This is a genomic window from Chitinophagales bacterium (assembly GCA_041392475.1).
Lineage (GTDB): Bacteria > Bacteroidota > Bacteroidia > Chitinophagales > UBA2359 > JAUHXA01.
The window spans coordinates 719,566-745,398 of the sequence record JAWKLZ010000001.1; the positions used below are offsets into that span (position 1 = coordinate 719,566).

The following is a 25,833-nucleotide window of genomic DNA, read 5'->3' on the forward strand; positions in this document are numbered from 1 at the left end:
AATGTCCACCAAGTTTCTGACATATTTTGAAAGTCTATGGCATATTTTATGCTTGTTAATCTTGCATAAAAACTTTCTACAATGAGAACTTACAACTATTACTGTTTAGCACCACTACTTTTCCTACTGATTTTTACCAATACCGAAGCCCAAGATTTTGAACCAGAAGAACATATCTCTATTAGACACGAGCAAGCTACGTTCTATGAAGAAAATGAAGCAGAATCTTCTGATGTGATGCCTTTTAACACGTTTGAACAACTCAAAACTTCTATTGCACCTAGTTGTAGTGAAAATTCTGGCTGTGGAATGAAAAAGCAGGTGTATGGTTATCATCCACATTGGATGGGGGCTGATGCATATCAACGCTATGATTTTTCGTTACTTACTACCTTTTGCTATTTTGGCTACGACCTTAATGCCTATACGGGCGGTTATCGAGATATTCACCATTGGCAAACCACACAGTCGATTGATTTGGCGAAAGCTGCGGGTAATCGAGTGGAGTTGGCTGTCACCAATTTTGGAGGAACGAACAATTTTCGCTTTTTAACCAACAAAAAAGCTTGGACTCGATTGACCGATACATTGATGAAATTATTGGATGATAGAAATGCCGATGGGGTAAATATTGACTTTGAAGGAGTACGGCGAGAACAAAAAGCTTCGCTAACCGAATTTGTACAATATCTCTCCAAACGCTTGAAAACAGAACGTCCTGGATCTTCTGTGACGATGGCTGTTCCTGGACTCAACAACTATCAGATTTACGATGTAGCAACTTTGCAAGATGTAGTAGATGCGTTTATCATCATGGGCTACGACTACCATTATTCCAATAGCAAACATGCTGGCCCAGTTGCACCATTGAAGGGATATTTATCTTTAGAAACTACTTTGAGAAACTATATCTGTACAGGAGTAGATAGGGCTAAGCTGATATTAGCAGTTCCTTATTACGGTAGAGAATGGCAGACAAAAAGTTATGGAGTTCCTTCCAATAGTATGGCTTATGTGAGTTCCCGTACTTTTGCAGAAATCAAATCGAAATACGAGGGACAATACACCGAAAAATGGCATATCGAAAGTGCAACACCTTATTTTGTAAGAGGCAAAGCTGGAGATTTCAAGCAGTGTTGGTTTGACAGCAAACAAAGTATTGGAAGAAAATATGATTTGGCGATTACCGAAGATATTGGAGGAGTAGGTATGTGGGCTTTGGGTTATGACAAAGGTCATACAGATTTATGGGAATTGCTGCAAGAAAAATTTCAAGTATGTGGAGAAGAGGCAAAATTGCTGTTTGCTTCCTCTCAAAAACAGAGAGCCGCCACTACAGCCCGCCCACCACTGTATAAAGTGCTAATTGATGTTTACAATCGATTGGCAAACTGATAGGAAATGAGGTAAATGTAACTCTTAGGTCAATCAGGCCTTGCTTCTCAGAAACAACTGCCGCAATAAAGCACCTGTCATTGCACCCATCCCGCCAAGAAGCGAGCCAATGAAAACGGTAATCGTAATGAGGTGAGTTTTTGAAGGAAGGGTGAAAAGTTCTACCATCCTATTGGTCAGAACTGACAAAGTGGATATATCTAAATACATGATAGTGAAAAGCCATAAAGTCCCAATTGCAGCTGAACCGCTTGCAAAGCCGCTTGCTGCGGAGTCTGCTGTGAACAAGCTCACTACTGCTGCAATTATTACTACTATCCAAAAAGGCATAAATAATTGAGCAACACCTGAAAGCAATGCTATGATAAAAGTTCGTTGAAAGAAGTTGGTCATTAATTAATAGATTTATGTGGCAAGTTAAGTATTTTTGGTAAATTGATGATGCTTAATTGTTATTTAAGGATACTAATTTGCAGATGATATATGGCTACTTCTGATGATTTATTTAGATTGATTAAATCTCTCAAACAATCCGAAAAACGCTATTTCAAGGTTTTTTCTTCAACTCATGTGAAAGGAGAACAAAAGAACTATGTGAAACTATTTGAAGTAGTTGATAAACAAGAAGAATATGACGAAACGGCTATTTTGAAGAAGTTCAAAAATGAAAAATTCATCAAGCAGTTTTCAGTCACCAAAAATTACCTTTATAATTTCATCCTCAAAAGTTTACGATCTTATTATTCTGGTAAAGATATTGACTCAAAAATCAATGAAGATTTGGAGTCCGTCAAATTGTTGCATCACCGAGGTTTTTACAAACGAGCATTAAAAATTATTAGAAAAACAAAACAAATAGCTTGGGAATATGAAAAAATCAATAATTTGATCAATGTATTGGAATTGGAATATTCTTGTGTGGCCATGTGTTATTCCAATGAAAAGCTAAAGGAATACAAAAAGAAATACTTGACAGAGCGAGCGTATTTATTTGAGGTTATCGAAAATACGCATCAATACCACATGCTTTCTGATAAAGTGTATGACCTTTATAGAGAAGATATGGTAGTGAGAACGGAAGAAGAATTGAAAAAGTACGAGGAAGTGATGAGGCATCCATTACTGCAAAATATAGACAAAGCATTGGTTTATGATTCCAAAAAAATGTTTTATAATATTTGGGCTTTGTACCATACCATCAAACAAGAATATTCAATAGCTTTTTTTTATGACAAAATGCAGTTAGAACTACTTGAAGAAAATAAGAAAATCAAAGAGGATAAGATATTTGACTATATAGAAATTTGTCATAATCTACTATACAACTGTATAGAACTTAAACGCTATGGTGAGTTTAATGATATTATGAAAAAAGTACAAGTTATTTCTGAAAAAAAGGAATACACTGAAAAACTTAGCGTTCATTATTATTCACAGTTATTTGACACAACACATAGCTTATTAGCCAATTACTACTTCAATACACGACAATTTGACAAAGCATTGGCACTAATTCCCGGGATAGTAAAAGGCCTAAAAAAATATAAAACGGTTTTGGATGATGAGACGAAAATATATCTCTATTTTGAAGTTAGTAAGTTGTTGTTTTATACAGGTCAGTTGAACAATGCTTTAGAATGGCAATCCAAAATTGATGTTCACGAAAAGCAAAATGGAGCGGATGGAACAGTCTGTTATGCAAAAATTTTGAAGTTGCTGATTTACTATGATATGGGAGACTCTTACTTTGATTTACTGCAATATGAAATCAAGTCGACACGCCGATTTTTGCAGAAAAAAGAAAGACTGTATAAAGTAGAAGATACAATCTTAAAATATTTACATAGGTTGGTAAGCACTAGTGATCTTGATTTGACAAAAGAATTGTACCAAAAATTTAAGGATGCCCTTCAACATCTCATGCTCCAAAAATTTGAAGAATCTGCAAGTGCCTACCTCAATCTGATACATTGGTTGAACAGCAAAATAGAAGAAGTTCCCCTTAGAGAAGTAATGATAAAAGATTGGGAATCAAAAAATAAATAAAGTAGAAATAAAAAAGCCTACCAACAAAAAAGTCAGTAGGCTATTGAATTAAATTCGGGAATATATCTTTTTTAAATCAATTTTATTGTTTGATAAATAACAAATTTACTTCAATCTTATTCAAGGTTTAAAATCTTGGATTGATTGACTTCCTCTTGTGTGATTTTTTGTGGATTGTGCAATTGATTGGTCGCTTGTAAATAGTAATTTCCGCCAATAAAATCGATACAACCTGTTGATGTATTGTGAATCATCACTGTGAAATAATAAATTCCTGATTTTTTGTAGGTATGTTGAATATCTTTGGTTTCTGAGATTGCTCCATCACCAAATGTCCATTCTACATTAGAATATTCGCCTACGGCTTTGTTTTTGAATGTTACAGTTAAGCCTTCAATCGTGAGGTCAAACAACATATCTAATTTGCAAACATCTTTGTCGTAAATTGGCGCACGATCCAAAAAAGCTGTTGCAGCAGTTTCTACGATATTGATATCTGCAACTATTTCGCTTTCATTTACATGAGTACTTCCGACACCAACTCCAGCATAATTGCATATACTGAACAATAAACAGAAAGAAAGTAGGAGTAATTGTTTCATATCTGAATAGGTTTACATTAGGGATTAATGATTTTGGGGTTCATATCACAATTTAAGCAAAATTATTGTTTTCTCTTCATTAAATAGTCAATAAATGTGAGAAGAGATTGTTTTTTTTTCATACTTAGCTTAGTTGCATCCAAATGTTCGCAAGCTTTTTGGTAGTAAGATTCCATTAATTTCTCTGCTTTTTCTTTTATTTTCAATAAGTTGAATATGTTTTTTATTGTATTTATTTTTTCTTCTTTGTCGAAATTTTGAAGAGAAATACAGTGCAATATATTATTCCTATTTTTCTCGTCAGCCAGATTTACCGCTTCCAAAAGGAGAAAGGTTTTTTTATTTTGAATGATATCACCGCCAACTTGCTTTCCAAAATTTTCATCCGTGCTATAGGTATCCAAAATGTCGTCTTGTAGCTGAAATGCAATGCCTGCCAATCGCCCAAATTCGTACAAATTTTGAGCTTCCTCAATTGAAGCACCGCCCACTAAGGCTCCAATTTTCAGGCTTGCAGCAATTAATACGGCTGTTTTCAATTCTATCATTTTGAGGTAATCTTCCACACTTACTTCCGTTACAGGCAAGGTTTCAAAATCCATATCGTATTGTTGCCCCTCACATACTTCAATGGCCGTTTGGTTAAATGTTTGAAGTACAAGTCCAAGAATAGAAGAATCTACTTGACAGATATAGCTATAGGCTTTGGCAAACATCACATCACCCGACAAAATTGCAGTATTTAAGTTGTATTTCGTGTGCATCGTTTCCTTGCCACGTCGTAGGGGAGCAGCATCCATAATATCATCATGTGCAAGCGTGAAATTGTGAAAGTACTCAATGCCTATTGCAGGTGCGAGAGCTTTTTTAACATCTGTGTCAAACAGTTCACAAGCCATCAGACACAACACAGGACGCACTCTTTTTCCGCCCAATTGCAGCAGATAGTCGACAGGCTCATACAGATTGAAGGGAGGTTTAGCAGCACTGTGTTCTTCTAAGGATTTTATAAATATATCAAATAAGTGTTTCATCAATAAGTATCATTTTCAATTTTTAAACTCTCGTTTCTAATTCCTCTGCTCTCTCACCTAAAGTCATCAAATGCTTCGGATAAACCACAAAATACCAAATCACAAAAGCCAAAGAAATCAAGATAATCGTTAGCTTTAACAAATCAGGCATTTCGGTCAATCTTGTAACAAATCCTTCAAAAAAGGCTGCTAAGATAAATATGGGAATCAAACCTACAATTATTTTCAAGCCTTTTTTAGCACCTATCAAGAAAGACTGTCGCCTCGAATAAGTTTTGGGAAATAAAATGCTGTTGCCCATCACAAAACCTGCACAACCTGCAATGACTATCGCTGATATTTCGAGTGTGCCATGTATCCAGATTGTGAGAAAAGAGGTGAGAAATAGTCCTTTTTGGTAGAAAAAATACTGAAATGCCCCAAGCATAATCCCATTTTGGAGTAGCACAAGACCTGTTCCAAATGACAGAAATACACCAAAAATAAATGCCATGAACGAAACTCTCACATTGTTCCATGCAATATATACCCACATTTCCATTTGCTCCATGTGTTTGTAAACACCCATTGGGTCGCCTTTTTCTATGTTGTCAAGAGTCATATTGACATAACCATCTCCCAAAATCAATCGCACAAATGTGGCATCGTTGGCACTCGAAATCACTCCAATCGCAACGGCAATGCCAAAAATCAATACAGCATACAGCAGTTTGTGGCGTACTTCGTACATGACCATCGGCAATTCGTATTTCCAAAATTGAACAATTCGACTGCTTTCCTCTTTTTTGTTTCGGTAGATAGACTGGTGTACTTTTGCTGCCAAAGTATTCAAATACTGTGTGATCGAACTTTTTGGGTAAAAAGTTTTGGCATAAGAAAGGTCATCGGTAATTTGGATAAAAAGCGTAGCTTGCTCATCGGGAGTTACAGTACGTTCTTTCTTATCTAATAAGGCTTCAAAACGTTGCCATTTATCTTTATTTTTTTTGATAAAAGCAGGTTCTCGCATTTTATAAGTAATTTGGGGGCTTGTTAAGAATTTAATATACAAGTTCAAAATCAAATATATGCCAAGATTACGAAAGTTTTGATAACTTTCGCAATTCATTAGAAGAACTTAAAGAAAAAACAATATCACCGACTTGATTTATGGAAAGAATTAGTATTGATACAACACAAAATGTGGCGATAGAATACGAAGCCGCAGGACTAGGAGACCGTTTTATTGCAGGTTTGATTGATTACCTCATCTTAGGAATGTATTTATTGGGTATGCTCTATTTCATAGACATTATTTCAAGCGCATTACCCCAATGGGCCATTATTTTGATATTTATCTTTCCAGTTTGGTTGTATCATCTTCTTTGTGAGTTGTTTATGAATGGGCAGAGTATTGGTAAACGACAAATGAACATCAAAGTAATCAATATCAATGGACTACCCGTATCGTTTGGTAGTTATTTTATTCGCTGGTTGTTTCGTTTGATTGACGTGTTTATGACCTTTGGAGGTTTGGCAGTATTGACCATCGTAATGAATGGCAAAGGTCAAAGATTGGGGGACATGGCAGCAGGTACGGCAGTCGTTAGTCTCAAATCTCGTAAAAAGCTATCCGATACACTATTTGAATTTACCGATGAAAACTATCAAGTGACCTTCAAACAAGTACAAAACCTAACCGATAAGGATGTGTCGCTTATCAAAGAAATCATGAACGATGCCAAACAGACTAGCAATAACCAAGTTATATTAGCTCTGGTCGCTAAATTGAAAAAACTATTGGATATAGAAAGCAGTTTACCTGCTCGTATTTTCTTGGAAACAATTCTCAAGGACTACAATCACCTCAATTCCTAATTTACGCCATTTCATTTACAAAAACTGCACTAATCTTACACCTTCAATACTTTATTATTATTTGTATTCCAAAAATTAATATTTGAAAATCAGTTCCTTAAACTAAGGATTGAAAAACCTGTCAACATAGCTGCCTTTATTGCCTACTGCAATAAGATACTCTCTTTTTACGATATTAAGATATACATTTACAGCAAGAATACTAAACAAATGCTAGGCTGCAATTGTATGTATTGCTTACACAAATTTTTTTTAATTTATGAAATTATTTGCAATAAAATTTTTGTTTTTGTTAATGCTGACCAGCTTCTATGCTCATGCAACATTTGCAGAAGGAATCCAATGGTACACCGATATTGAAGTCGCAAAACAAGAAGCCGAAAAAACGCAGAACCCCATTTTAGTAGTTTTTTCAGGCTCAGATTGGTGCAAACCCTGTATGAAATTGAAGCAAGAAGTATTGACCTCCTCCGAGTTTGAAGAATATGCTTCTCAAAATCTAATATTGGTCGAAGCCGATTTTCCAGCTCAAAAAAAGAACCGATTGAGTGATGAACAAACGGCACACAATGACAAATTGGCCGAAACGTACAATCCAAATGGTGTTTTTCCTTCAATGATTCTCCTCGACCACACTGGCAAAAAACTGGGAGGAATGGGCTACAAAAAAGACTTTGAAATAAAGGATTACATAGCCTACTTTTCTAGTTTCTCCAAAATGGGCATGAACTCCGAAGGCATGAACTCCGAAAAGGAGACCAACAAAACCCACACCAAGGTATTGAAGTTGATGGGATCTCGTTTTGAAGTGTCTGCTATTCAGGAAGATGAGCAGTTGGCATGGGATGCTATCAATGCAGGTATTGCAGAAATCACCCGCATCGAAAACCTTATTTCTTCATGGAAAGAAGATTCCGAAACCAGTGAAATCAACCGCAAAGCAGGCATTGAGCCTGTGAAGGTCGACAAAGAACTTTATGATTTGATTCACAGAGCATTGAGGGTTTCTAAACTGACGGATGGAGCTTTTGACATCAGTTTTGCATCCTTGGAGAAGGTATGGAAGTTTGATGGTTCGATGACCGAACTGCCAAGTAAAGAAGCAATTGCAGCATCCGTAGCTAAAATCAATTACCACAACATTATTTTGGATGATGAAACACAAACGGTTTTCTTGAAGGAAGAAGGCATGAGGATTGGTTTTGGTGCAATCGGTAAAGGATATGCCGCTAATCGGGCGAAGAAAATCATGCAAGAAATGGGTATTGAAAATGGATTGGTTAATGCGGGAGGCGATTTGATTGGTTGGGGAGAACAAGAAGATGGAACGGTTTGGAAAATCGGAATTGCAGATCCACAAGAAAAGGACAAAATTTTTTCGTGGCTGAGTATTGTCAATCAAAGCGTAGTGACTTCGGGAAACTACGAAAAATTTGCGATGATTGACGGAACTCGCTATGCTCATATCATTGACCCTCGTACAGGTATGCCTGTTACGGGCTTAAAAAGCGTAACCGTTATTTGCCCCGATGCAGAATTGGCGGATGCTCTGGCGACTTCCATTTTTGTATTGGGTGAAGGTGCGGGCATCAATTTGGTGAATCAATTGAAGGGCATTGAGTGTTTGTTGGTGACAGATGAAAATGAAATCAAAACCTCTGAACATTTGGCTCTTAATTATTATGAGTGACGTTGTTTAACAATGTTGGAACTATGATTTTTTTTTTATTCGAGTATCACAAACACATCAATACTCCAACACACAAAAACACAAAAAATGAAACTACTCAAAATATTTATTTTCTGTTGCTTTGCGATTCAATTCACAAGTTCCTGTGTATCCGTCAAAGAATACCAAAAAATGTACCTCAACGATGAAGACATGAAGCTGAGTAAACGCAAAGTAGAAATGTATGAAACCAATTTTCAGACCTACCGAGAAGGAGCTTCTGGCGCGAATGGAGGGAAAGTAGGAGGCGGTTGTGGCTGCAATTAGCTTACAAATAGTACTACAAAAATTTCAGAAGGCTATTTTACCCATCTACGAAAAAAACATTTCATTTAATAGATCACTTCAATATGAATTTAGCAACCATTCTGTGTGATAAAGCACGTACTCTCAAAAGCTTTTATACTCTTATTGTTGTCGTATTATTGGCATCCCAAACCTCAATGGGTCAAAGCACTCCTGACCCCACAATTGATAATTCTTCAACGCAAATAGATGCTCCAACCAAACAATTGGAAGAAGCGGAGATGAATATTTTGTTTAGCTATTACAGTCAAGATGGCAATCATTCACCCGTGACAGGTGGAATAGGAACAGAATCGTTGCAGGATTATACTTCGACCATCATTGTCAATTTGCCTCTAAATGAAAAAAGCAAAATGGACATTACCGCAGGTTTTGATTTTTATTCCTCTGCTTCAACGGACAACATTGACACCCGTATTTCTTCTGCTTCAAGCAGTGATTCGCGGATTTACTTCAATGTGGGATATTCACGCCTTGTGCCAGACAAAAACAAGAGTTTCGGAGTAATGATTGGTGGATCCAGAGAATATGACGTTACTTCGCTTCAAGGTGGATTGAATTTCAGCAAAGCGTCTAAGGACAACAACCGAGAAATAAGCCTTGCAGCACAAGCATTTTTTGATACTTGGGACTTGATTTATCCCATCGAATTGCGGAATCAAGGTGCTTTGCTCAACACCAATATCCGACAGTCCTACAACCTATCGGCAACGTACTCGCAAGTAATTAATAAGCGAATGCAAATCGCTTTCAATCCAGAAGTTACCTATCAAACAGGTTTGTTGTCCACACCTTTTCACCGTGTGTATTTTTTAGAACAGCAACAAGCCAAAATCGAACAATTGCCCGATACCCGTCTCAAAATTCCGTTGGGATTGCGAATCAACTACTACTTATCTGACAAAATTTTGTTGAGAAGTTACTACCGTTATTATTCCGATGATTGGGGTATCACAGGACATACAGCTAGCCTTGAAATTCCCTTCAAAATCAATCGCTTTTTCTCCATTTACCCCCACTATCGTTACTATACACAGACGGCTGCGGATTACTTCAAACCTTACAAAGAACACAGTCTATCCGATACTTTCTATACTTCGGATTACGATCTTTCGGCGTTCAGCAGTCAGCAATATGGTGTAGGCGTTCACTATTCACCTCTCAACGGTATTGGACGTATGAAAATGCTCAAATTGGGTAAAAAACCTGCCAATATCTTGTTGTTCAAAAGCATTGACCTACGAGGTACTTTGTATGACAGAAGTGACGGATTGAAGGCATGGTTGATTAGTTTGGATATGGGATTTACCTTTTAAAGACCATAAGAAGAAAGCTAAATCCTTGTTTGATGAATATGCAAAGCATAAAAAAAGGGCGGCAACCAAAGTTGCCGCCCTTTTCCAATTATTCATTTATCTGGTTAGTCCACTTCCAAACTCTTCAACAAAATGGTGTTAGGGTCACTCGTATGCTCAAAAATTCCTGCAAAGGTGCTATTTCCTTTGATGGCTTTTTCCAAATCCGTTTTCAGTGTCTTGTCTGCTAAGTTTACTTTGGTGTAATCAAGTAGGTAGTAATCGTCACCCTCTGGTTTTTTCATAATAAAAGGCAAGGCGGAAGGTTCCATTCTAAGAGGTAAGGTGAAAGTAGTATTTGCATCAGCCTTTTCTTTGGCTGTTATTTCTACCAGTGAATACTCAAAACCGCCTGCATCTTCGGGAATGGGTGATTTTCGTTCGGTTTTGTTGACCTTCAATTGGTACACATTGCCCAATTCATAGTCGTCGAAACCTTGGATAACATCGTAAAAATACTCCCAATTATCTTCTACAATAGATGGGCCTTCTTGGGCCAAGTAACATAAAGAAACATCGCCTTCGCCTACACAAGGCACTTGATAATGTGATATCCACAAGGTCGTTGTATTTGCTTTAGTAGAGGGAACATCACTTTCGGGCATTGCAGTAGTGTTCTCTTTTGCAGGTTCTTGACTTGAAGAAGTATCTGATACATTGGCACTACTACATGCTATTAAAAAAACAAAAACTATTGGTAATAAATTCATATGTTTAGAAAATTTTGTAAAAAAATGTTGATGAAAAAAATGCTGTTATTTATCCTAAACGGAGGGCAATTAATTACCTCCTATTCCCCTTAATGATCAGCATTTCGTATCTTTCTTTGAAGTCGGTCAGGTTAGGGATACTTTCCGACAATACTTTTCGATTGCGGTCTTTTAGATAAAATTCAATCACCAGTTCTTTGCCGAACAATACTGAGCGAATGTTTTCTGTACCCAACTGTTTGAGTAATTGTTCAACACTATAACGGCCTGTGGTCAATTGTATAGATTTTCCCTCGTAGTTGACCTCAGAGAAAAAGCTTACTTTTCCTTGGATAGGTTTTGGTTCTTTTGTATTGGGTTCGGGTGTTGTGACGATGGGTTTTCCTGTATTACCCAAATTCCCACCTCTTATCTTTGTTCCGAGATTTGTGCCAGTTGTAGGATTAGGCGTTTTTGTTTCTCCACCACCAGTACCAGTTGTAGGATTAGGCGTTTTTGTTTCTCCACCGCCTATGCCAGTTGTAGGATTAGGCGTTTTTGTTTCTCCACCACCAGTACCAGTTGTAGGATTAGGTGTTTTTGTTTCTCCACCACCAGTACCAGTTGTAGGATTAGGTGTTTTTGTTTCTCCACCACCAGTACCAGTTGTAGGATTAGGCGTTTTTGTTTCTCCACCACCAGTAGGCACTAGTGTTGTTGTAGTTGTTCCACCTCCAGTACCTGTTGTAGGAGGGGCAACCACCACTTCTTCATTTCCACAACCAGGAGCTTCACTATACAAGTTATTCAATGCGCTGATATCCATAGGACTCAAGCCATCTCGTTGACCAAAAGCCTTTGCGCCGACTTTACTCACAATAGTGGGCTGCCCATTTTTGCTAAAAGCCGTTGCAGGGTAGTGCATCACAGAGCCAAAATCATACACACCAATATCCATACCTGTTGCATCTTTTCTATCAAAGTTTTGCTTTTTGTCCTCGCTGATATTGTCCCATTTTATTTCAATAAATTGATCACGATCACTTCTCGATTGTTCGTGGTACAATCCTGCTGCATGGCAAATCTCGTGAATAATGCTACCAAGGCTGCAATTGCCAATATTGATGGCTTGTTCAAAGGTTTGGCGGCCTACATAGGACCAGCAACCGCTTCCTGACAAAAAGTTCACATAATCTCGTTCATTGGTGCGCTCAACCATACATATTTTAGTTTTTTTATTGATATGGTCAATGGCTTGTAAAATCTCTGTTTTTCTGGGATGGCTGGGTGAAAGAACATAAGGCATAATTCCGTCTTCCCATCTATATGTATTGTTTGCTATAGCGACTGCAAATGATACTTCTCCATTGAATTCAGCTTCATGTCCCAACACAATATCACCTTCATAAATCGCCATATTGTCCACTATTTCCAGCTTCAACCTTTGGCGATTGAAACGCATCGGTAGTGTAACATCCAATTCTTTTATCTTCCTATTGTCGTTGTCGGGTTTATAGGTTTCGGCATCTTGAGGGATGCGAGAACTACCCCTTGATTGAGCATGTAGAGTTGAATCATTGAAGAACAATAGTAAAACGAATAAGGGAAATAATAATTTTGTGTATTTCATGATAATATGTTTACAATAAAAAATGAGGTTTTATGGACTATTAGACGAATTTGAATCTTAGAATCCGACATTTTTTTGAAAATAAAGGTAACGAAAATATAAGTATAGTTTTTTGTACTCAAAAAAGCTATTCCTTCATTTTCAAAATAAAGGAATAGCTCATTCTCAAATATTTAGATTCTCCTTCAATGTTATGGCTTTATGGTCGATTGACTACTACTTCGCAAAGAGGGATAATACCATTTCCTTTCATCCAAATCCGAACATAGCGGTAATTGTTGTAACTACCTGTTAGGTTGTATTTTTTGTAACCATTTTGAATACCAGGAAAAAACTCTGCTTTGATACTTGGAGTAGCCAAGGCTTCATCCAATGTTTTGGATACCCGCCCTGCTTTGTAAAAATCATCTTCTCTATTTGCCAACATGATGTAGTAGTCTTTCAAACGCCAGCTACTGCAACAAGTCCAATTGGCATCATATACTTCAATGTTTTGAATCGTTCTTGTGCTTTCCAAATCTACTTCCCACCAAGGATTCAATTCGTATTTAGTCGCTGTTGAAGAACCCCAACGGTCATTGGCATTTTTGCCATCTACTGCTCTACCAGATTCCCAACGATAACTGCTGTTGATACTGGACATATTTGTTGGTCTTCCTGCCGAAAGGCTCGGTACCCACACAGAACTAAAATCTACAGTGAAAGTTTTTTGGTAAGCATAAGTAGGACCAGTGAGGGCATTCCAATGTCCAAAATCAAAATCGTACCATTTCCAACGAGTTCTATAGAAATCTACTAAATAGTGGTAAATGTATAATTTGAAGGTAATCTTCCTGTTTTCGTTTTTTGGAGCTCGCCATACTACTTCCGATTGAGGATTCAAACTGCCTGTTGCCATTGTAGGAAGAGAGTAAAGTCCTGGATCCCAGTCACAACAGCCATAATCTCTCAAATCCCAATAGTTGTTGTAGGGTGTTGAATTCCCTGTTTGGGTCATTTCCCATCTGAATTTGGCGTAGTTGTTTTCTACTGCATTGAAGCAGGTAAAATCTGTAAAATTTTGAACCGATGTTTCTGTTTGAGAGTAAGAAGCATTCACTCCCATACTTGGGTCTTTGGCAAAATCTGCACTTGCTCCCACTGTAAATCCTTTTGATACAATGTATTGACCAGTATTGTTTTGACTTTTTGGATTTTCATCTTCGATTACCAAACCATGTCCTGATGTAATAGGTCCATATTCTACTCTCACTTGATCGGTGTAATAACCCTTATCTAAGCGGGTATTCCAAGTTAAGCTTGTACCACTAGCGGCTGCAATAAACTTAGACCCGCCCGTAGTTGTTACTTTTACATATTTCTGAGTACTAGCGGCAAACAACTGAACCTTCAATTCGACTTTGTAATAACTCTTTTGGCTAGTTGTCGTTTGTTTGTAACCTGTCAAACTGATGTAAAATGGATCTCCTTTAGAGTAGTCTTTAATACCTCCTGCAAAATCCGCTTGCGGTTTTTGTATAGGCATTTTTTGATGGCTACTTAGTATTTCTATAGCCTCGTTTTTTACATCCTCCAAGGTAAGTTTTGGAGAGTCATCAAATTGTGGTTCATTTTTGACAACATCAGGTTCTTCGTCCTCTTGAACGCCTCTTGCTCTGCGCCTTACAGCCTCTTGATACTCTCTGCTGTTTTTTACTTTTTCACTCTTTTTTCCTTCCAACGGATTGGGTTCTACTTGATTGGCAACCGATTGTAGATCGCTTTCCGTACCCAAAACATCCATTTCAATGCTGCCATTTCTACGCAACTTGATAATACCTGCTTTCACATCAAACCCGACTCCTGTAAGGCTTGATAAAGTTTGACCATCAAGGTTTTCCATTACAATAGGAACTCCTCCGTCTAAAGCAGCCTGCACATAATCGTTTTCCTTCAAGTTTTTAGCCTGCAATGAACTCGCCTCTATCAATAAAGCATCTGCTCCTTGCACCAATTGAATAATCTCTTGTTTGTTGGGCTGAGTAGGCCCATCTTCACCAGTAGGAGGAGCAGTATTGGTAGATGGCGCAACTCCTCTGCCTCTAGCTCGTGAATTTCCTGTATTTGAATTTGTTCTGCCCACACCAGAATCACTTTGAGGAGCTTCCTCCTCTCGTACTTTGACTTGATTGCCTTCGCCCAAAGCCCTTGCAAGCGGTCCAGGACGACCCAAAATCAGTAGTTTTTTGCCTTCAGCGGGGTGTGCTTCCCAAGAAGGTTCTAAGTTGCACTCCAAACTATTGACAAATAGTTCTATTTCTGCTTCTTCAACTGCAGCCGAAACTGTTTCACCAAAAAAACTTTGTAGGTAGTTTTTGGCACTTATCAAAGCATCCTCTATGCGAGAGGTTAAGCTAATATCTGAATTGTCGGGTGTAGCGGTAGGGTGTCCTACAAAACTGCTGAATGTCAAAAAACAAATTATAGCTACTAACCATGTAGATTTTTTGAAAAAATATAAGTGTTTCATCTAAAAAACTATTTAATGTTAAGGAAAAAGGTTTGTAAAGAAAGATGCTCCATTAGACGAATTTCAGATAGACGTTCCGACATTTTTAAAAAAGATTTGAAGTAATTTTTATTAACCCTACTCTCCAAATAGAAGAGAACAATCTAAAAATTGCAGGCATACATTCTTGTAAATTTCTCCTTGATGTTTGATAAAAAGCAGGTTATTGATTGTAATAACCTGCTTTATGAAAAAAGATAAGGAAGGCTTTAGGCGAAAAATTAAGGTTAGGTCATTTTTATTTCCCCCACTTGCTACCATTCCACCACATATGCCAGAGCGCATTGTCTGTTCCTTTCACAAACACATCTAAGCGATTCGGTCCCCATGCTACACTTAGAGGATCGCTGGTTATTTTTCCACCGAGGCTTTCCCATCCGCCCCACTTGCTGCCGTTCCACCATTTGTGGTAAAGTGCACCGTCCATGCCTTGTACAAAAGAATCCAAACGGTTGCCACTCCACGCCACAGTGTTGCTATTTGTTCCAGCAGGAATAACTCCTCCAAGACTTTCAAAACCACCCCATCTGCTCCCATCCCACCATTTGTGGTAAACGGCACCGTTAGTACCTCTTGCAAATACATCTATGCGATTAGAACCCCAACAAACGGCATCAGGATTGCTCGTAATTTTTCCACCGAGGCTTTCCCAACCTCCCCATTTGCGACTGTCCCACCATTTGTGCCACAAAGCACCATCCATGCCTTGCACAAACAAATCAAGGCGATTTGCACCCCAAGAAACGGCACTTACATTTGTTCCTGCCGGGATTTTTCCACCGAGGCTTTCCCATCCACCCCAACGGCTACCATCCCACCATTTGTGCCAAACTGCACCGTCTGTTCCTCTTGCAAACACGTCAATGCGGTTAGATCCCCAACAAACAGCACTTGGATCGCTGGTTATTTTTCCACCTAAGCTTTCCCAACCTCCCCATTTTCGACCATCCCACCATTTGTGCCACAAAGCACCATCCATACCTTGCACAAACAAATCAAGGCGGTTTGCGCCCCAAGAAACAGCACTAATATTCGTTCCTGCAGGGATTTTTCCACCGAGGCTTTCCCATCCACCCCAACGGCTACCATCCCACCATCTGTGCCAAACTGCACCATCTGTGCCTCTGGCAAAAACATCTAAACGGTTTGATCCCCACGAGACAATTGTAGGATTGCTGGTAATTGTTCCACCCAAACTTTCCCAAATTGGAGCAGAACCTCCACAGCCCGATGCACTGGCATACAAAGTATTGATTCCTGCAATGTCATTGGCACTCATTGCAGTGCGTTGTCCGATGTTGCAAGGATTGCTTTTGCAGGTAATCGTTTTTTGACCGTTTTTGGAAAAAGCATAAGGAGGATAGTGCATAATCGAACCCTTATCGTAGGCAGTGACGCTAAATCCTTTTTTGTCGAAGTTGTGTTTTTTGCTGTCAACTATGTTGTTGAAATTTACGGTAATGTAGGTATCTCGATTGGGAGCGGATTGTTCGTGGTACAAGCCTGCTGCATGACATATCTCGTGAACGGTGCTGCCAAAACTGCAAGCTCCAATGCTGATTTGTTGTTTACCGCCTTGACGACCTACATACGACCAACAACCTGAGCCATTGATAAATTCTACATAATCTGATTCACCCGAACGAGGTTTGATGCACAGTTTGGTTCGGTCATTGATGTGCTTAACTGCCTGTTCAATCTGTGTTTTTTTAGGATGTCCGCTTTGAATCACATACGGAATGATGCCATTAGGCCAACGGTAATTTGCACCAGAAATAGCCACCGCATGTTCAATATTGGGGTCATATTGGGCAGCATCGCCAAGAACCATATCCCCTTCAAAAATAGCCAGTCCGTCTAATACTTCAATGTCAAATTCAATTACCTCATCATGGAGTGGTAAAGTTCCTTCAACAGTGCGTACATTGCGCTGTGTGACATCGGGTTTGTATTCTTCTACATCTTGTTGGTTTTCACCAACCTCAGTAGGTGTGGTAGGCTTGCTTGGTTGGACATCTCGTCCCCTGCCTCTCTGAGCAAACATATCTGATGAGATTACCAGACAAAACAGGAATAAGGAAAAAAGAATAGTTAAATGAGATGTTTTTTGCATTCTTTGAAGTGTCAAAAATGCGGCATTTTTGTTGTGAAGATTTTTCATTTGGTAATGTTTAAATGATTTTGATAAAGTGTGTTATTAGAAAGATGATTTTAATATTGCTTCATTCTTTACCACAGTTTTTTGCTGTAAAAAATGCAGTATTTTTTAAGTATAAGGTAGTGATTTCATATTAAGCAAATTATAATGGTGTAAACAGTGACAGGGAATGAAATCGTTATTTTAAAAAATAGATTATTTAATATTGTTGTTATGAAAGATTTCGTCTCAAGCTTTTTGTTTTTCAAATTTAGTTTGAGATAAATATGTGTGAGTTATTGGATATTGAGTGAAAACAGATAAAGTTAAATGTACTTCAACTTCAATTATTTACCTGTTATTTATTGTTGAAACTTGATTGCAGTGCACACAAAGTTTTGAGCATGTACTTCAAACTTGAAGCTTCACTAAAAGGAGGGTTGCAAAAACATAATTAATGCAATTTAACGATTTAATTGCTGCTTTGCAAATAAAAAGATGTTTAGCAGAAAAGAAAAATTAACTTCATGCAACTGATTAAAGGCTAAAGATATTAAACAATTCCTGCTGAAAGTTTTTACTTTTGGGATAGGTAAAATTTAGTTTCATCCCAAAATAGCTGAAAGAACATGAACAATGCTGAGAGAACTTACCTACTTGGTCTTTTGAAAGAAAGCGAAGGAGAGTTAATTACTACATTGCAGGATGTAAGTGAAGAATCATTTCATTCAAAACCTTCTGATGAACAATGGTCTATGTCGGAAATTGTAGAACATCTTGTCATGATAGATACAGGGGTACTTAGCAGCATTCAAAAACATGCTTCAAAAGTACAGGATGCTGCGCTTGAAAATTGGGAGAATGAACACCTTGTGAAAATCGTTACCACAAGAGGACGAAAAGTAAACGCACCCGATTTTTTTGTGCCACAAGGAAGGTTCACCACCAAAGCAGAAGCCATTGCAGCCTATCGCACTATCCGCTCAAAAATAGACGATTTTGTAACTACAACCGAGTTGCCTTTAGAAAAAATCGCTTTCAACCACATGACATTAGGCATGTTGAATGTAAAAAACTGGATAGCATTTGTAGCAGGGCATTGCAAACGCCATACTCAACAAATAGAAGAGTTGAAGACCTCCTGTTAAAATCTAAACTGATTCTTTAAACCCAAACCTTGTCTTGAATATTAGCGGAATTCACTAATCAACTACAAACAAAAATACATATGACACTACAGCATGTAGATGTACTAATAGTAGGAGCTGGACTTTCGGGCATTGGAGCAGCGCACCACCTACAGGAACATTGTCCCGAGCGAACTTACGCCATTTTGGAGGCACGAGATGTAATGGGCGGAACATGGGATTTGTTTCGCTACCCAGGCATTCGCTCTGATTCTGATATGTTTACATTAGGTTATTCTTTTCGTCCGTGGGAAGAAGCAAAAGCAATTGCAGATGGGCCTTCCATATTGCAGTATATTCAAGATACCGCAAAGGATGGAGGTATTGACCAAAAAATCCGCTACAAACACAAAGTCACCTTTGCTGCATGGTCTTCTGAAACAGCTCGATGGACAGTATCTGTTGAAAGAACAGATACCCATGAAAAAGTGGAATTTAGCTGCAATTTTTTGTTTATGTGCAGTGGTTATTATGACTACGAAGCAGGTTTCACACCTGAATTTAAAGGTCGAGACCGCTTCAAAGGGCGCATTGTACATCCTCAAAAATGGACCTCCGATATTGACTACACCCACAAAAAAGTGGTGGTCATTGGAAGTGGCGCAACGGCTGTCACCTTGGTTCCTGAACTTGCCAAAAAAGCCGCAAAAGTCACCATGTTGCAGCGATCGCCTACCTATATCACATCTGCCCCCTCTAAAGATTTTATCGCCAATGGTTTGCGCCGTGTGCTTCCTTCAAAAATTGCCTATGCTATCACCCGATGGAAAAATATTCTTTTGGGGATGCTTTTCTTCAAATTGGCCCGTAGCAAGCCCAATTTTGTGAGAAATCTATTTGTGAAAAATGCCAAAAAAGAACTTGGAGAGGATTTTGAAGTAGAAAAGCACTTCAAACCCAGCTATAATCCCTGGGACCAAAGGGTGTGTTTGGCTCCTGATAGTGACATTTTTGAGTCCTTCAAATCGGGAAAAGCACAAATTGTGACGGATCAAATTGAAACTTTTACCGAAAATGGCATACAACTGAAATCGGGCGAAACAATTGAAGCAGATTTAATCGTCACTGCAACGGGACTTCAAATGAAAGTACTCAGCAATATCCAACTTACTGTAGATGGCAAATCCATTCAATCATCTAATCTTTTTTGTTATAGGGGGATGATGTTTAGTGACTTACCAAATTTTGTAATGTTTTTTGGTTACACCAATGCCTCTTGGACCTTGAAATCGGATTTGACCAGTGAATATGTTTGTCGCCTCCTCAACTACATGAAAAAAAAGAATGTCCAACAATGTACTCCCCGTCTGAAAGGCAGTGATATCATTGAAGTGCCTTTTTTGGACTTCAATTCGGGCTATGTTCTTCGTGCAAGAGACCAACTCCCCAAACAAGGCTCAAAAACTCCGTGGAGGGTACACCAAAATTATGTTTTGGACATCTTCAATTTCAAATACAGCAGTTTTGAAGATGAGGTGTTGGAGTTTAGATAAATACAAGTTTTCTCAATAAAAAGAAACCCATCCTAACTTGATGTTAAGATGGGTTTTATTTTGCTTCAATCTTATTTCTTACATATTTGAGAGTGCTTCAATGTTAATCTTGGATTTCAAAATTTCCCATTTTGTTTACATTCATTTCTACTCTTATAGCTTTCAATCCCAAAGGTCGTTCACTTCCCAATTTCAAAGATACATCCTTAGATAATTTGAAACTTGGTGGAAATCCGTACTCGCTGTTTGCATGAACACCCTTCAAAGGCATGATGAAGAATTCTTTACCATCTCTTGTTGCTTCTGCCAATACTTCATTTTCCTTTAATTGTGTTTTCAAACCCTGCTCCGCAATCCTTGTTCCGACTACTTCAACTACTCCTTTTTTCTTTTTCTTGATAATGATGATAATGATGATTTTAATTTTGATACCCATTGCTTCGGGGCTATAAAAATTGGGTGAAAGAGGAGCAAAAGGACTGGCTGCATCTGCAAAATCACTGTCCATTGCAGATTGAATGTCTGTAAGGTTTTGAGTGAATACGGCATCTGTTGTATGAGCCGATACATTGCTTATAGATAAAGTAGTAAGAACTAAAACTGCAATAAAAGCGAATACTTGATTGAAAATGCTTCTTAAATTTGTCATGATATAAGGTATTTAAAGTTTTAAAAAAAAATGTTTTCTTTTCTGTGCCAACTTGGTAATGCTTTCTTTTTATTTATTGAAGTACTACGTTCGTTGTTTCGTCCATTTTAGACGCATGGAATTCTGACTTTGGAAAAAAGAGTGAGAAAAAATAAAAATTATTAATCTTGAATCTCAAAGTTGCCCAAACTATTCACTCTGATATCTTTCATAGTTGCCTTTAATCCGAATGGCTCTTTGCTACCCAACTTCAAGGAAACTTCTTTGCTTACTTTGAAGCCTTGTGGAACCATTAAAATACTATTGGCAAGTTCTCCTTTGAGTGGTCGCATCAAAAAGCTGTTCCCTTCTCTCGATACTTCCAATAGAATTTCATTGGAGGCTAATTCTGTGGTTTTGCTTTCTTGTGGTACTCTTATTCCAACTGCTTCAACTACGCCTTTTTTCTTTTTCTTGACAATGATGATAATTTTGATTTTTATCTTGATACCCATTGAGGCAGCACTGTAAATGTTGGGATTCAAAGGAGCAAAAGGGCTTGCAGTTTCAGTGAAATCGTTTTCTACTGCAAATTGTACGTCTGTTTGATTGTAAGTGAAATCAACATCTGTATTTGAAGTGTGAGCCGATACATTGCTGATAGATAATGTGGTCAAAACGAAAAGAGCAATTAATGCGAATAATTGGTTGAAAATACTTTTTGAATTTGTCATGATAAGAGGTATTTAAGTTTTTTAAAAAATTATTTTTTCTTGTTTGTGCCAACTTAGTAATGCTTTCTTTTTATTTGTTGAAGTGTTACTGTCGTTGTTTCGCCCATTTTAGACGCATAGGTTTTTCGGTTTGGAAAAAATTGTGAAAAAAAATAACAGATTAAGAGGATAACACAGATAACGCTGATAATTTTGAACCTTTAAACGTTAAAATATCATGAGCCTAAAATCTTCAATAGCCAAAAAATGGGCAGCTTATACGGTACAAAAAACCGAGAAAGAAAGTCGACAAGCGATTGTCTGTCAGCAGCAAGTATTGACCAACTTGGTCAAAACGACTGCGAATAAAACCGTCTTTGCCAAAGACCATCACTTCAATGACATACATACCTATTCCGAATTCAAACAAGCCGTTCCTTTACGGGATTATGAAGCCTTGAATCCTTATATTCAACGGGTTATTGAAGGAGAGAAAGATGTATTGTGGAAAGGAAAACCACTTTATTTCGCCAAAACTTCGGGGACAACTTCTGGCACAAAATATATTCCTGTCACCCAATCATCTATACCGAATCATATTGTATCGACTCGAACGATGCTGCTACATTATATACACCATACCCAAATTTCGGAAACCTTCACCAGCCGCAAAATGGTGTTTTTATCGGGTAGTCCAGCACTGACCGACAAAAATGGCATCAAAATCGGGCGTTTGTCAGGTATCGTAAACCATCACATTCCCAATTATTTGCAGAAAAACAAGATTCCTGATTACGAGATGAATTGTATTGAAGATTGGGAAGAAAAATTGGAGGCGATTATTGAAGAAGTGCTGCAACAGAATATGTCTATGGTCAGCGGGATTCCGCCGTGGATGTTGATGTTTTTTGAGCGATTGCAGCAAAAGAGTGGCAAAAAGGCAAAAGAATTGTTTCCCGATTTTCGGCTGATGGTGCATGGTGGTGTAAATTATGCACCTTACCAAGCTAAAATGGAGGCAACGATTGGAGGGAAAATTGATACACTTGAATTGTATGCAGCTTCGGAGGGTTTGATAGCTTACCAAAACGATTACCGAGAAGAAGGACTTTTATTGACTGTTAACTCGGGCATTTTTTATGAGTTTGTTCCTACCAACGAAATTTTTGCAGAAAATCCTACAAGATTGAGTATCAAAGAAGTGAAAGTAGGTGTGAATTATGCTATTATCGTCAACAACAATGCTGGACTGTGGGGGTATATTTTGGGCGATACAGTGCGCTTTATTTCTGTGCAGCCACCAAAGTTGGTGGTGACGGGTCGTGTCAAACATTTTATTTCGGCTTTTGGAGAGCATGTGATTGGGAAGGAAATTGAGACAGCATTGAAGGAAGCGGTTGAAGAATCAGATGCTTTGGTGAACGATTTTACTGTTGCGCCCAAAATAAACACCGTTGAAGAAACGCCTTTTCACGAGTGGTATATTGAGTTTGAGCAGTTACCGAATGATTTGTCTGTTTTTGCTGCAAAGATAGATGCCTCTTTGGTGCGGCAAAACAGCTACTATGCGGATTTGATTCGAGGGCGGATTTTGCAACCTTTGAAGATTATTGCAGTCCAAAAGGGCGTTTTCAAGGCCTATCAAAAATCTATTGGCAAGTTGGGTGGACAAAACAAACTGCCACATTTATCGAATGATCGAAAATTGGTAGAAGCATTAAAAAAGTTTAATGTTTAGGGATTTACAACGGTTTGGAAACATTCGCTTCCTGTTCCCTGTTAAAAACACTAACTTTGCATTTTAGTAAGATAAAAATTTAAAAACGAATCAATAAATAGTATGGGTACAATTGTCATGGCTACGCAGCTAATTGCAGGATTATCACTTCTGGTATTTGTGCATGAATTAGGGCATTTTATGGCTGCAAAAGCTTTTGGGATGAGAGTCAATAAGTTCTATATTTTCTTCGATGCTTGGGACAAGAAGATATGGTCCAAACAAATTGGAGATACAGAATATGGTATCGGTTGGTTGCCTTTGGGGGGATATGTGCAGATTGCAGGGATGATTGACGAAACACAAGATGCCAAAGATTTGTCGCCAGAACCCGAAGAGTGGGAATTTAGAGCCAAACCAGCATGGCAGCGTTTTATTGTGATGATTGGCGGTATTGTGATGAATGTGATTACAGGAATTTTGATTTTTGCGATGTACCTTCACGTTTTCAAAACTGAATATTTGCCTGTCAGTGAACTGAATAAACACGGTGTGTATGCCTACGAGACGGCTCAAGAGATTGGTGTGAAAACAGGTGATAAAATCATTGCTGTGAATGGAAATACACCCGAAAGATTCCGTGAGTGTGTCTCGACTAATTTATATTTGGGAAATTCGATTACAGTTCAACATGCAGATGGTCAGATAGAAGAGATTGCTTTGCCCAAAGATTTTCATAAAAATATCCGACAACCTTTTATTTCACCGATGTATGAAGATATTTCGGTAGTTGCGATTGCACCAGATTCTGGGGCAGAACGTGGGGGAATGAAAGTGGGTGATGTGATAGAACAAGTTGGGGATACGGAAGTTAAAAATTTTCCGATTCTACAAGAAGCTTTGAAGGAATACAAAGATAATACCGTTACATTGAAAGTGAAACGGGATGGTCAGTCAGTTGTATTGCAAGCAAAAGTAGATACAGCAGGGCGATTGGGCTTTCAGCCAGATATTGAAACATCTAAAGAAAAATACGATTTTGCACCTTATGATTGGGGCAAATCCTTCCATTACAGCTATCGAGAAGGCTATGATTTGATTGCAGCTCAAGTAGTTAGCTTTGGGATGTTGTTTTCTGGCAAATTGAAGGTGACAGAATCCTTGACGAGTCCTATTGGTATAGCGAAGATTTACGGCCCTGTTTGGGATTGGGATCGTTTTTGGTTTCTCACAGGCTTGTTGTCTTTTGTTTTGGCATTTATGAACATTTTGCCGATTCCTGCCTTAGATGGAGGTCACATGCTTTTCCTGTTATTTGAAATGGTGACAGGTAGAGCCTTGAGTGATAATTTTTTAGAAAAAGCACAGATATTTGGTTTTGTGCTGATTATGGCATTGATGGTCTTTGCCTTTGGAATTGATATTTATAAGCTTTTCAAATAGTTATGTCGAAATACGATGTCGCAATCATAGGAGCAGGATTGGCAGGTTTATCCGCAGCCATTCACCTGCAAAATGAGGGTTTGAGTGTAAAAGTATTGGAAGCCTCTGATGCTGTTGGAGGTAGGGTAAGAACCGATAAAGTCGAAGGTTTTTTGTTGGATAGGGGGTTTCAAGTATTGTTAACGGCTTATCCCGAAGCACAGCGATTGTTGAACTACAACACACTTCATTTAGGAAATTTTTCGGCTGGATCATTGGTGCGATATGGGTATGAAAACTACCGCATTGCAGACCCTTTCAGAGAACCCCAAAAAATATTTGCGACCTTCAAAGCTCCCTTTGTCAATTTTGCAGATAAAATGAAAATGTTGGCTTTGCGGAACCGTCAAAAACGATTGAAGGTTTCGCAAATCTTTCACCAAAAAGAACAAACTACACTTGAGTTTCTGCAAGAATGGAATTTTTCTAACGAAATTATCCAGCATTTTTTTCGACCCTTTTTGGGAGGCATTTTTTTGGAAGAACAGCTGCAAACGTCGAGTAGAATGTTTGAATTTGTCTTCAAAATGTTCGGCGAGGGGTATGCGGCTTTACCTGCAAGTGGTATGCAAGCGATTCCCGAACAACTGGCGAATCAGCTGGAGGATGGAGTGATTGAACTCAATAGCAAGGTAGTGGAAATCAAAGAGGGGAAAGTGGTGATTGAGGATGGGCAAACAATTGATGCCGAATGTATTATTGTTGCGACAGATGTTCATGCAGCCAAAAAATTGATACCATTAGATGATGTTCCTTCTCAAACAAACGGCACGTATTGTTTGTATTTTTCAACTCCGTGGAATCTGGTGAAAGAGCCAATTTTGATGCTCAATGGCAATCGAAATGGCTTGATTAACAATATTTGTGTGCCTAATTTGGTGCAGCCAAGTTATGCACCCGAAGGACAATCGCTTTTGTCGGTGACGGTGGTAAAGCCTACTGAATTGACCTTGAATGAACTGAGGTTGGCGGTGCAAAACGAAATAAGGGAATGGTTTGGAGAAGTGGTCATTCTTCGACACCTAAAAACGTATCACATTCCAAACGCTTTGCCTACAAAAACAACGATTGCACCTTTTGATAAAAAAGACATTCACCCTGTTGAAGACAATGTATATGTATGCGGTGATTATACGTTCAATGGGTCTATCAATGCTGCAATGCTTTCGGGTAGGCTCACTGCCGAGGTAATAATTGAAAACACTGCTAATTAAAGAAAGACTCGCATAGGTTTTTAGTGGCATTTCTAAAAATTTTGAAGTTTTTTTAAGAAAGCACTGGTTTT

General features: G+C 38.3%; 21 protein-coding genes. 11 read left to right on the plus strand and 10 right to left on the minus strand.

Going from position 1 to position 25,833, the window contains the following annotated elements; genetic code table 11:
• The first annotated feature begins 81 nt into the window (after positions 1-81).
• Positions 82-1,395: a glycosyl hydrolase family 18 protein gene (locus R3E32_02625; GenBank protein ID MEZ4883606.1), complete on the plus strand. Its 1,314-nt coding sequence runs from the start codon at positions 82-84 to the stop codon at positions 1,393-1,395.
• A gap of 33 nt (positions 1,396-1,428) precedes the next feature.
• Here the strand turns inward: R3E32_02625 and R3E32_02630 are convergent, their stop codons facing one another.
• Positions 1,429-1,788, minus strand: a complete 360-nt coding sequence (locus tag R3E32_02630) for a hypothetical protein (GenBank protein ID MEZ4883607.1) — start codon at positions 1,786-1,788, stop codon at positions 1,429-1,431.
• A gap of 90 nt (positions 1,789-1,878) precedes the next feature.
• On the opposite strand from R3E32_02630, the gene R3E32_02635 reads away from it, so the two are divergent.
• Positions 1,879-3,441, plus strand: a complete 1,563-nt coding sequence (locus R3E32_02635; protein MEZ4883608.1) for a hypothetical protein — start codon at positions 1,879-1,881, stop codon at positions 3,439-3,441.
• Positions 3,442-3,557: 116 nt separating this feature from the next.
• On the opposite strand, the gene R3E32_02640 is transcribed toward R3E32_02635, so the two are convergent.
• The 3 genes from R3E32_02640 to R3E32_02650 form a co-directional block, all read right to left on the minus strand.
• Positions 3,558-4,043 (minus strand): PKD domain-containing protein, encoded by a 486-nt coding sequence (locus tag R3E32_02640; GenBank protein MEZ4883609.1) that lies wholly within the window; start codon positions 4,041-4,043, stop codon positions 3,558-3,560.
• A gap of 62 nt (positions 4,044-4,105) precedes the next feature.
• Positions 4,106-5,077: a polyprenyl synthetase family protein gene (locus R3E32_02645; GenBank protein MEZ4883610.1), complete on the minus strand. Its 972-nt coding sequence runs from the start codon at positions 5,075-5,077 to the stop codon at positions 4,106-4,108.
• A 22-nt stretch (positions 5,078-5,099) separates the two neighbouring features.
• Positions 5,100-6,086 carry a stage II sporulation protein M gene (locus R3E32_02650; GenBank protein MEZ4883611.1) on the minus strand — a complete coding sequence of 329 codons (987 nt, stop codon included), beginning with the start codon at positions 6,084-6,086 and terminating at the stop codon, positions 5,100-5,102.
• Between the two features lie 140 nt (positions 6,087-6,226).
• Between R3E32_02650 and R3E32_02655 the strand changes: the two genes are divergently transcribed.
• The 4 genes from R3E32_02655 (at position 6,227) to R3E32_02670 (ending at position 10,285) form a co-directional block, all read left to right on the plus strand.
• The gene (locus tag R3E32_02655; protein ID MEZ4883612.1) at positions 6,227-6,934 is read left to right on the plus strand and encodes an RDD family protein; all 708 of its coding nucleotides are present in this window, start codon (positions 6,227-6,229) and stop codon (positions 6,932-6,934) included.
• Positions 6,935-7,193: 259 nt separating this feature from the next.
• Positions 7,194-8,624 (plus strand): FAD:protein FMN transferase, encoded by a 1,431-nt coding sequence (locus R3E32_02660; GenBank protein MEZ4883613.1) that lies wholly within the window; start codon positions 7,194-7,196, stop codon positions 8,622-8,624.
• Between the two features lie 87 nt (positions 8,625-8,711).
• Positions 8,712-8,930: a DUF4266 domain-containing protein gene (locus tag R3E32_02665; GenBank protein ID MEZ4883614.1), complete on the plus strand. Its 219-nt coding sequence runs from the start codon at positions 8,712-8,714 to the stop codon at positions 8,928-8,930.
• 83 nt (positions 8,931-9,013) lie between these two features.
• Positions 9,014-10,285 carry a DUF3570 domain-containing protein gene (locus R3E32_02670; GenBank protein ID MEZ4883615.1) on the plus strand — a complete coding sequence of 424 codons (1,272 nt, stop codon included), beginning with the start codon at positions 9,014-9,016 and terminating at the stop codon, positions 10,283-10,285.
• A gap of 104 nt (positions 10,286-10,389) precedes the next feature.
• Here the strand turns inward: R3E32_02670 and R3E32_02675 are convergent, their stop codons facing one another.
• The 4 genes from R3E32_02675 to R3E32_02690 all read right to left on the minus strand — a co-directional run bounded on the left by R3E32_02675 (position 10,390) and on the right by R3E32_02690 (position 17,235).
• Positions 10,390-11,034, minus strand: a complete 645-nt coding sequence (locus R3E32_02675; protein MEZ4883616.1) for a DUF4377 domain-containing protein — start codon at positions 11,032-11,034, stop codon at positions 10,390-10,392.
• A 73-nt stretch (positions 11,035-11,107) separates the two neighbouring features.
• Positions 11,108-12,643: a M12 family metallopeptidase gene (locus tag R3E32_02680; GenBank protein MEZ4883617.1), complete on the minus strand. Its 1,536-nt coding sequence runs from the start codon at positions 12,641-12,643 to the stop codon at positions 11,108-11,110.
• Positions 12,644-12,842: 199 nt separating this feature from the next.
• Positions 12,843-15,152, minus strand: a complete 2,310-nt coding sequence (locus tag R3E32_02685) for a discoidin domain-containing protein (protein ID MEZ4883618.1) — start codon at positions 15,150-15,152, stop codon at positions 12,843-12,845.
• A 277-nt stretch (positions 15,153-15,429) separates the two neighbouring features.
• On the minus strand, positions 15,430-17,235 hold the full coding sequence (locus R3E32_02690) for a M12 family metallopeptidase (protein ID MEZ4883619.1): 1,806 nt from the start codon (positions 17,233-17,235) through the stop codon (positions 15,430-15,432).
• A 722-nt stretch (positions 17,236-17,957) separates the two neighbouring features.
• On the opposite strand from R3E32_02690, the gene R3E32_02695 reads away from it, so the two are divergent.
• Both R3E32_02695 and R3E32_02700 read left to right on the plus strand, forming a co-directional pair.
• Entirely contained in the window at positions 17,958-18,476 is a 519-nt protein-coding gene (locus tag R3E32_02695) for a DinB family protein (protein MEZ4883620.1), read from the plus strand.
• A gap of 80 nt (positions 18,477-18,556) precedes the next feature.
• Complete coding sequence (locus tag R3E32_02700) at positions 18,557-20,008, plus strand: NAD(P)/FAD-dependent oxidoreductase (protein MEZ4883621.1); 1,452 nt, start codon at positions 18,557-18,559, stop codon at positions 20,006-20,008.
• A gap of 103 nt (positions 20,009-20,111) precedes the next feature.
• On the opposite strand, the gene R3E32_02705 is transcribed toward R3E32_02700, so the two are convergent.
• Together R3E32_02705 and R3E32_02710 are read right to left on the minus strand one after the other, a co-directional pair.
• Complete coding sequence (locus R3E32_02705; protein MEZ4883622.1) at positions 20,112-20,657, minus strand: hypothetical protein; 546 nt, start codon at positions 20,655-20,657, stop codon at positions 20,112-20,114.
• 161 nt (positions 20,658-20,818) lie between these two features.
• Positions 20,819-21,370 carry a hypothetical protein gene (locus R3E32_02710; protein ID MEZ4883623.1) on the minus strand — a complete coding sequence of 184 codons (552 nt, stop codon included), beginning with the start codon at positions 21,368-21,370 and terminating at the stop codon, positions 20,819-20,821.
• A gap of 217 nt (positions 21,371-21,587) precedes the next feature.
• Between R3E32_02710 and R3E32_02715 the strand changes: the two genes are divergently transcribed.
• The 3 genes from R3E32_02715 to R3E32_02725 all read left to right on the plus strand — a co-directional run bounded on the left by R3E32_02715 (position 21,588) and on the right by R3E32_02725 (position 25,762).
• Positions 21,588-23,087, plus strand: coding sequence for a GH3 auxin-responsive promoter family protein (locus tag R3E32_02715; protein MEZ4883624.1), 1,500 nt, complete (start codon positions 21,588-21,590; stop codon positions 23,085-23,087).
• Between the two features lie 102 nt (positions 23,088-23,189).
• The gene (gene rseP, locus R3E32_02720) at positions 23,190-24,509 is read left to right on the plus strand and encodes an RIP metalloprotease RseP (protein ID MEZ4883625.1); all 1,320 of its coding nucleotides are present in this window, start codon (positions 23,190-23,192) and stop codon (positions 24,507-24,509) included.
• Positions 24,510-24,511: 2 nt separating this feature from the next.
• Positions 24,512-25,762: an NAD(P)/FAD-dependent oxidoreductase gene (locus tag R3E32_02725; GenBank protein ID MEZ4883626.1), complete on the plus strand. Its 1,251-nt coding sequence runs from the start codon at positions 24,512-24,514 to the stop codon at positions 25,760-25,762.
• Positions 25,763-25,833: the final 71 nt, after the last annotated feature.

What these genes read in the sequence shown, in the direction of transcription:
- R3E32_02670 (MEZ4883615.1), top strand. Translation starts at nt 9,014, where the DNA reads ATGAATTTAGCAACCATTCTGTGTGATAAAGCACGTACTCTCAAAAGC.
- R3E32_02675 (MEZ4883616.1), bottom strand. Translation starts at nt 11,034, where the DNA reads ATGAATTTATTACCAATAGTTTTTGTTTTTTTAATAGCATGTAGTAGT.
- R3E32_02625 (MEZ4883606.1), top strand. Translation starts at nt 82, where the DNA reads ATGAGAACTTACAACTATTACTGTTTAGCACCACTACTTTTCCTACTG.
- R3E32_02680 (MEZ4883617.1), bottom strand. Translation starts at nt 12,643, where the DNA reads ATGAAATACACAAAATTATTATTTCCCTTATTCGTTTTACTATTGTTC.
- R3E32_02700 (MEZ4883621.1), top strand. Translation starts at nt 18,557, where the DNA reads ATGACACTACAGCATGTAGATGTACTAATAGTAGGAGCTGGACTTTCG.
- R3E32_02705 (MEZ4883622.1), bottom strand. Translation starts at nt 20,657, where the DNA reads ATGACAAATTTAAGAAGCATTTTCAATCAAGTATTCGCTTTTATTGCA.
- R3E32_02725 (MEZ4883626.1), top strand. Translation starts at nt 24,512, where the DNA reads ATGTCGAAATACGATGTCGCAATCATAGGAGCAGGATTGGCAGGTTTA.
- R3E32_02645 (MEZ4883610.1), bottom strand. Translation starts at nt 5,077, where the DNA reads ATGAAACACTTATTTGATATATTTATAAAATCCTTAGAAGAACACAGT.
- R3E32_02630 (MEZ4883607.1), bottom strand. Translation starts at nt 1,788, where the DNA reads ATGACCAACTTCTTTCAACGAACTTTTATCATAGCATTGCTTTCAGGT.
- R3E32_02650 (MEZ4883611.1), bottom strand. Translation starts at nt 6,086, where the DNA reads ATGCGAGAACCTGCTTTTATCAAAAAAAATAAAGATAAATGGCAACGT.
- R3E32_02695 (MEZ4883620.1), top strand. Translation starts at nt 17,958, where the DNA reads ATGAACAATGCTGAGAGAACTTACCTACTTGGTCTTTTGAAAGAAAGC.
- R3E32_02715 (MEZ4883624.1), top strand. Translation starts at nt 21,588, where the DNA reads ATGAGCCTAAAATCTTCAATAGCCAAAAAATGGGCAGCTTATACGGTA.
- R3E32_02690 (MEZ4883619.1), bottom strand. Translation starts at nt 17,235, where the DNA reads ATGTTTGCTCAGAGAGGCAGGGGACGAGATGTCCAACCAAGCAAGCCT.
- rseP (MEZ4883625.1), top strand. Translation starts at nt 23,190, where the DNA reads ATGGGTACAATTGTCATGGCTACGCAGCTAATTGCAGGATTATCACTT.
- R3E32_02710 (MEZ4883623.1), bottom strand. Translation starts at nt 21,370, where the DNA reads ATGACAAATTCAAAAAGTATTTTCAACCAATTATTCGCATTAATTGCT.
- R3E32_02665 (MEZ4883614.1), top strand. Translation starts at nt 8,712, where the DNA reads ATGAAACTACTCAAAATATTTATTTTCTGTTGCTTTGCGATTCAATTC.
- R3E32_02640 (MEZ4883609.1), bottom strand. Translation starts at nt 4,043, where the DNA reads ATGAAACAATTACTCCTACTTTCTTTCTGTTTATTGTTCAGTATATGC.
- R3E32_02660 (MEZ4883613.1), top strand. Translation starts at nt 7,194, where the DNA reads ATGAAATTATTTGCAATAAAATTTTTGTTTTTGTTAATGCTGACCAGC.
- R3E32_02655 (MEZ4883612.1), top strand. Translation starts at nt 6,227, where the DNA reads ATGGAAAGAATTAGTATTGATACAACACAAAATGTGGCGATAGAATAC.
- R3E32_02685 (MEZ4883618.1), bottom strand. Translation starts at nt 15,152, where the DNA reads ATGAAACACTTATATTTTTTCAAAAAATCTACATGGTTAGTAGCTATA.
- R3E32_02635 (MEZ4883608.1), top strand. Translation starts at nt 1,879, where the DNA reads ATGGCTACTTCTGATGATTTATTTAGATTGATTAAATCTCTCAAACAA.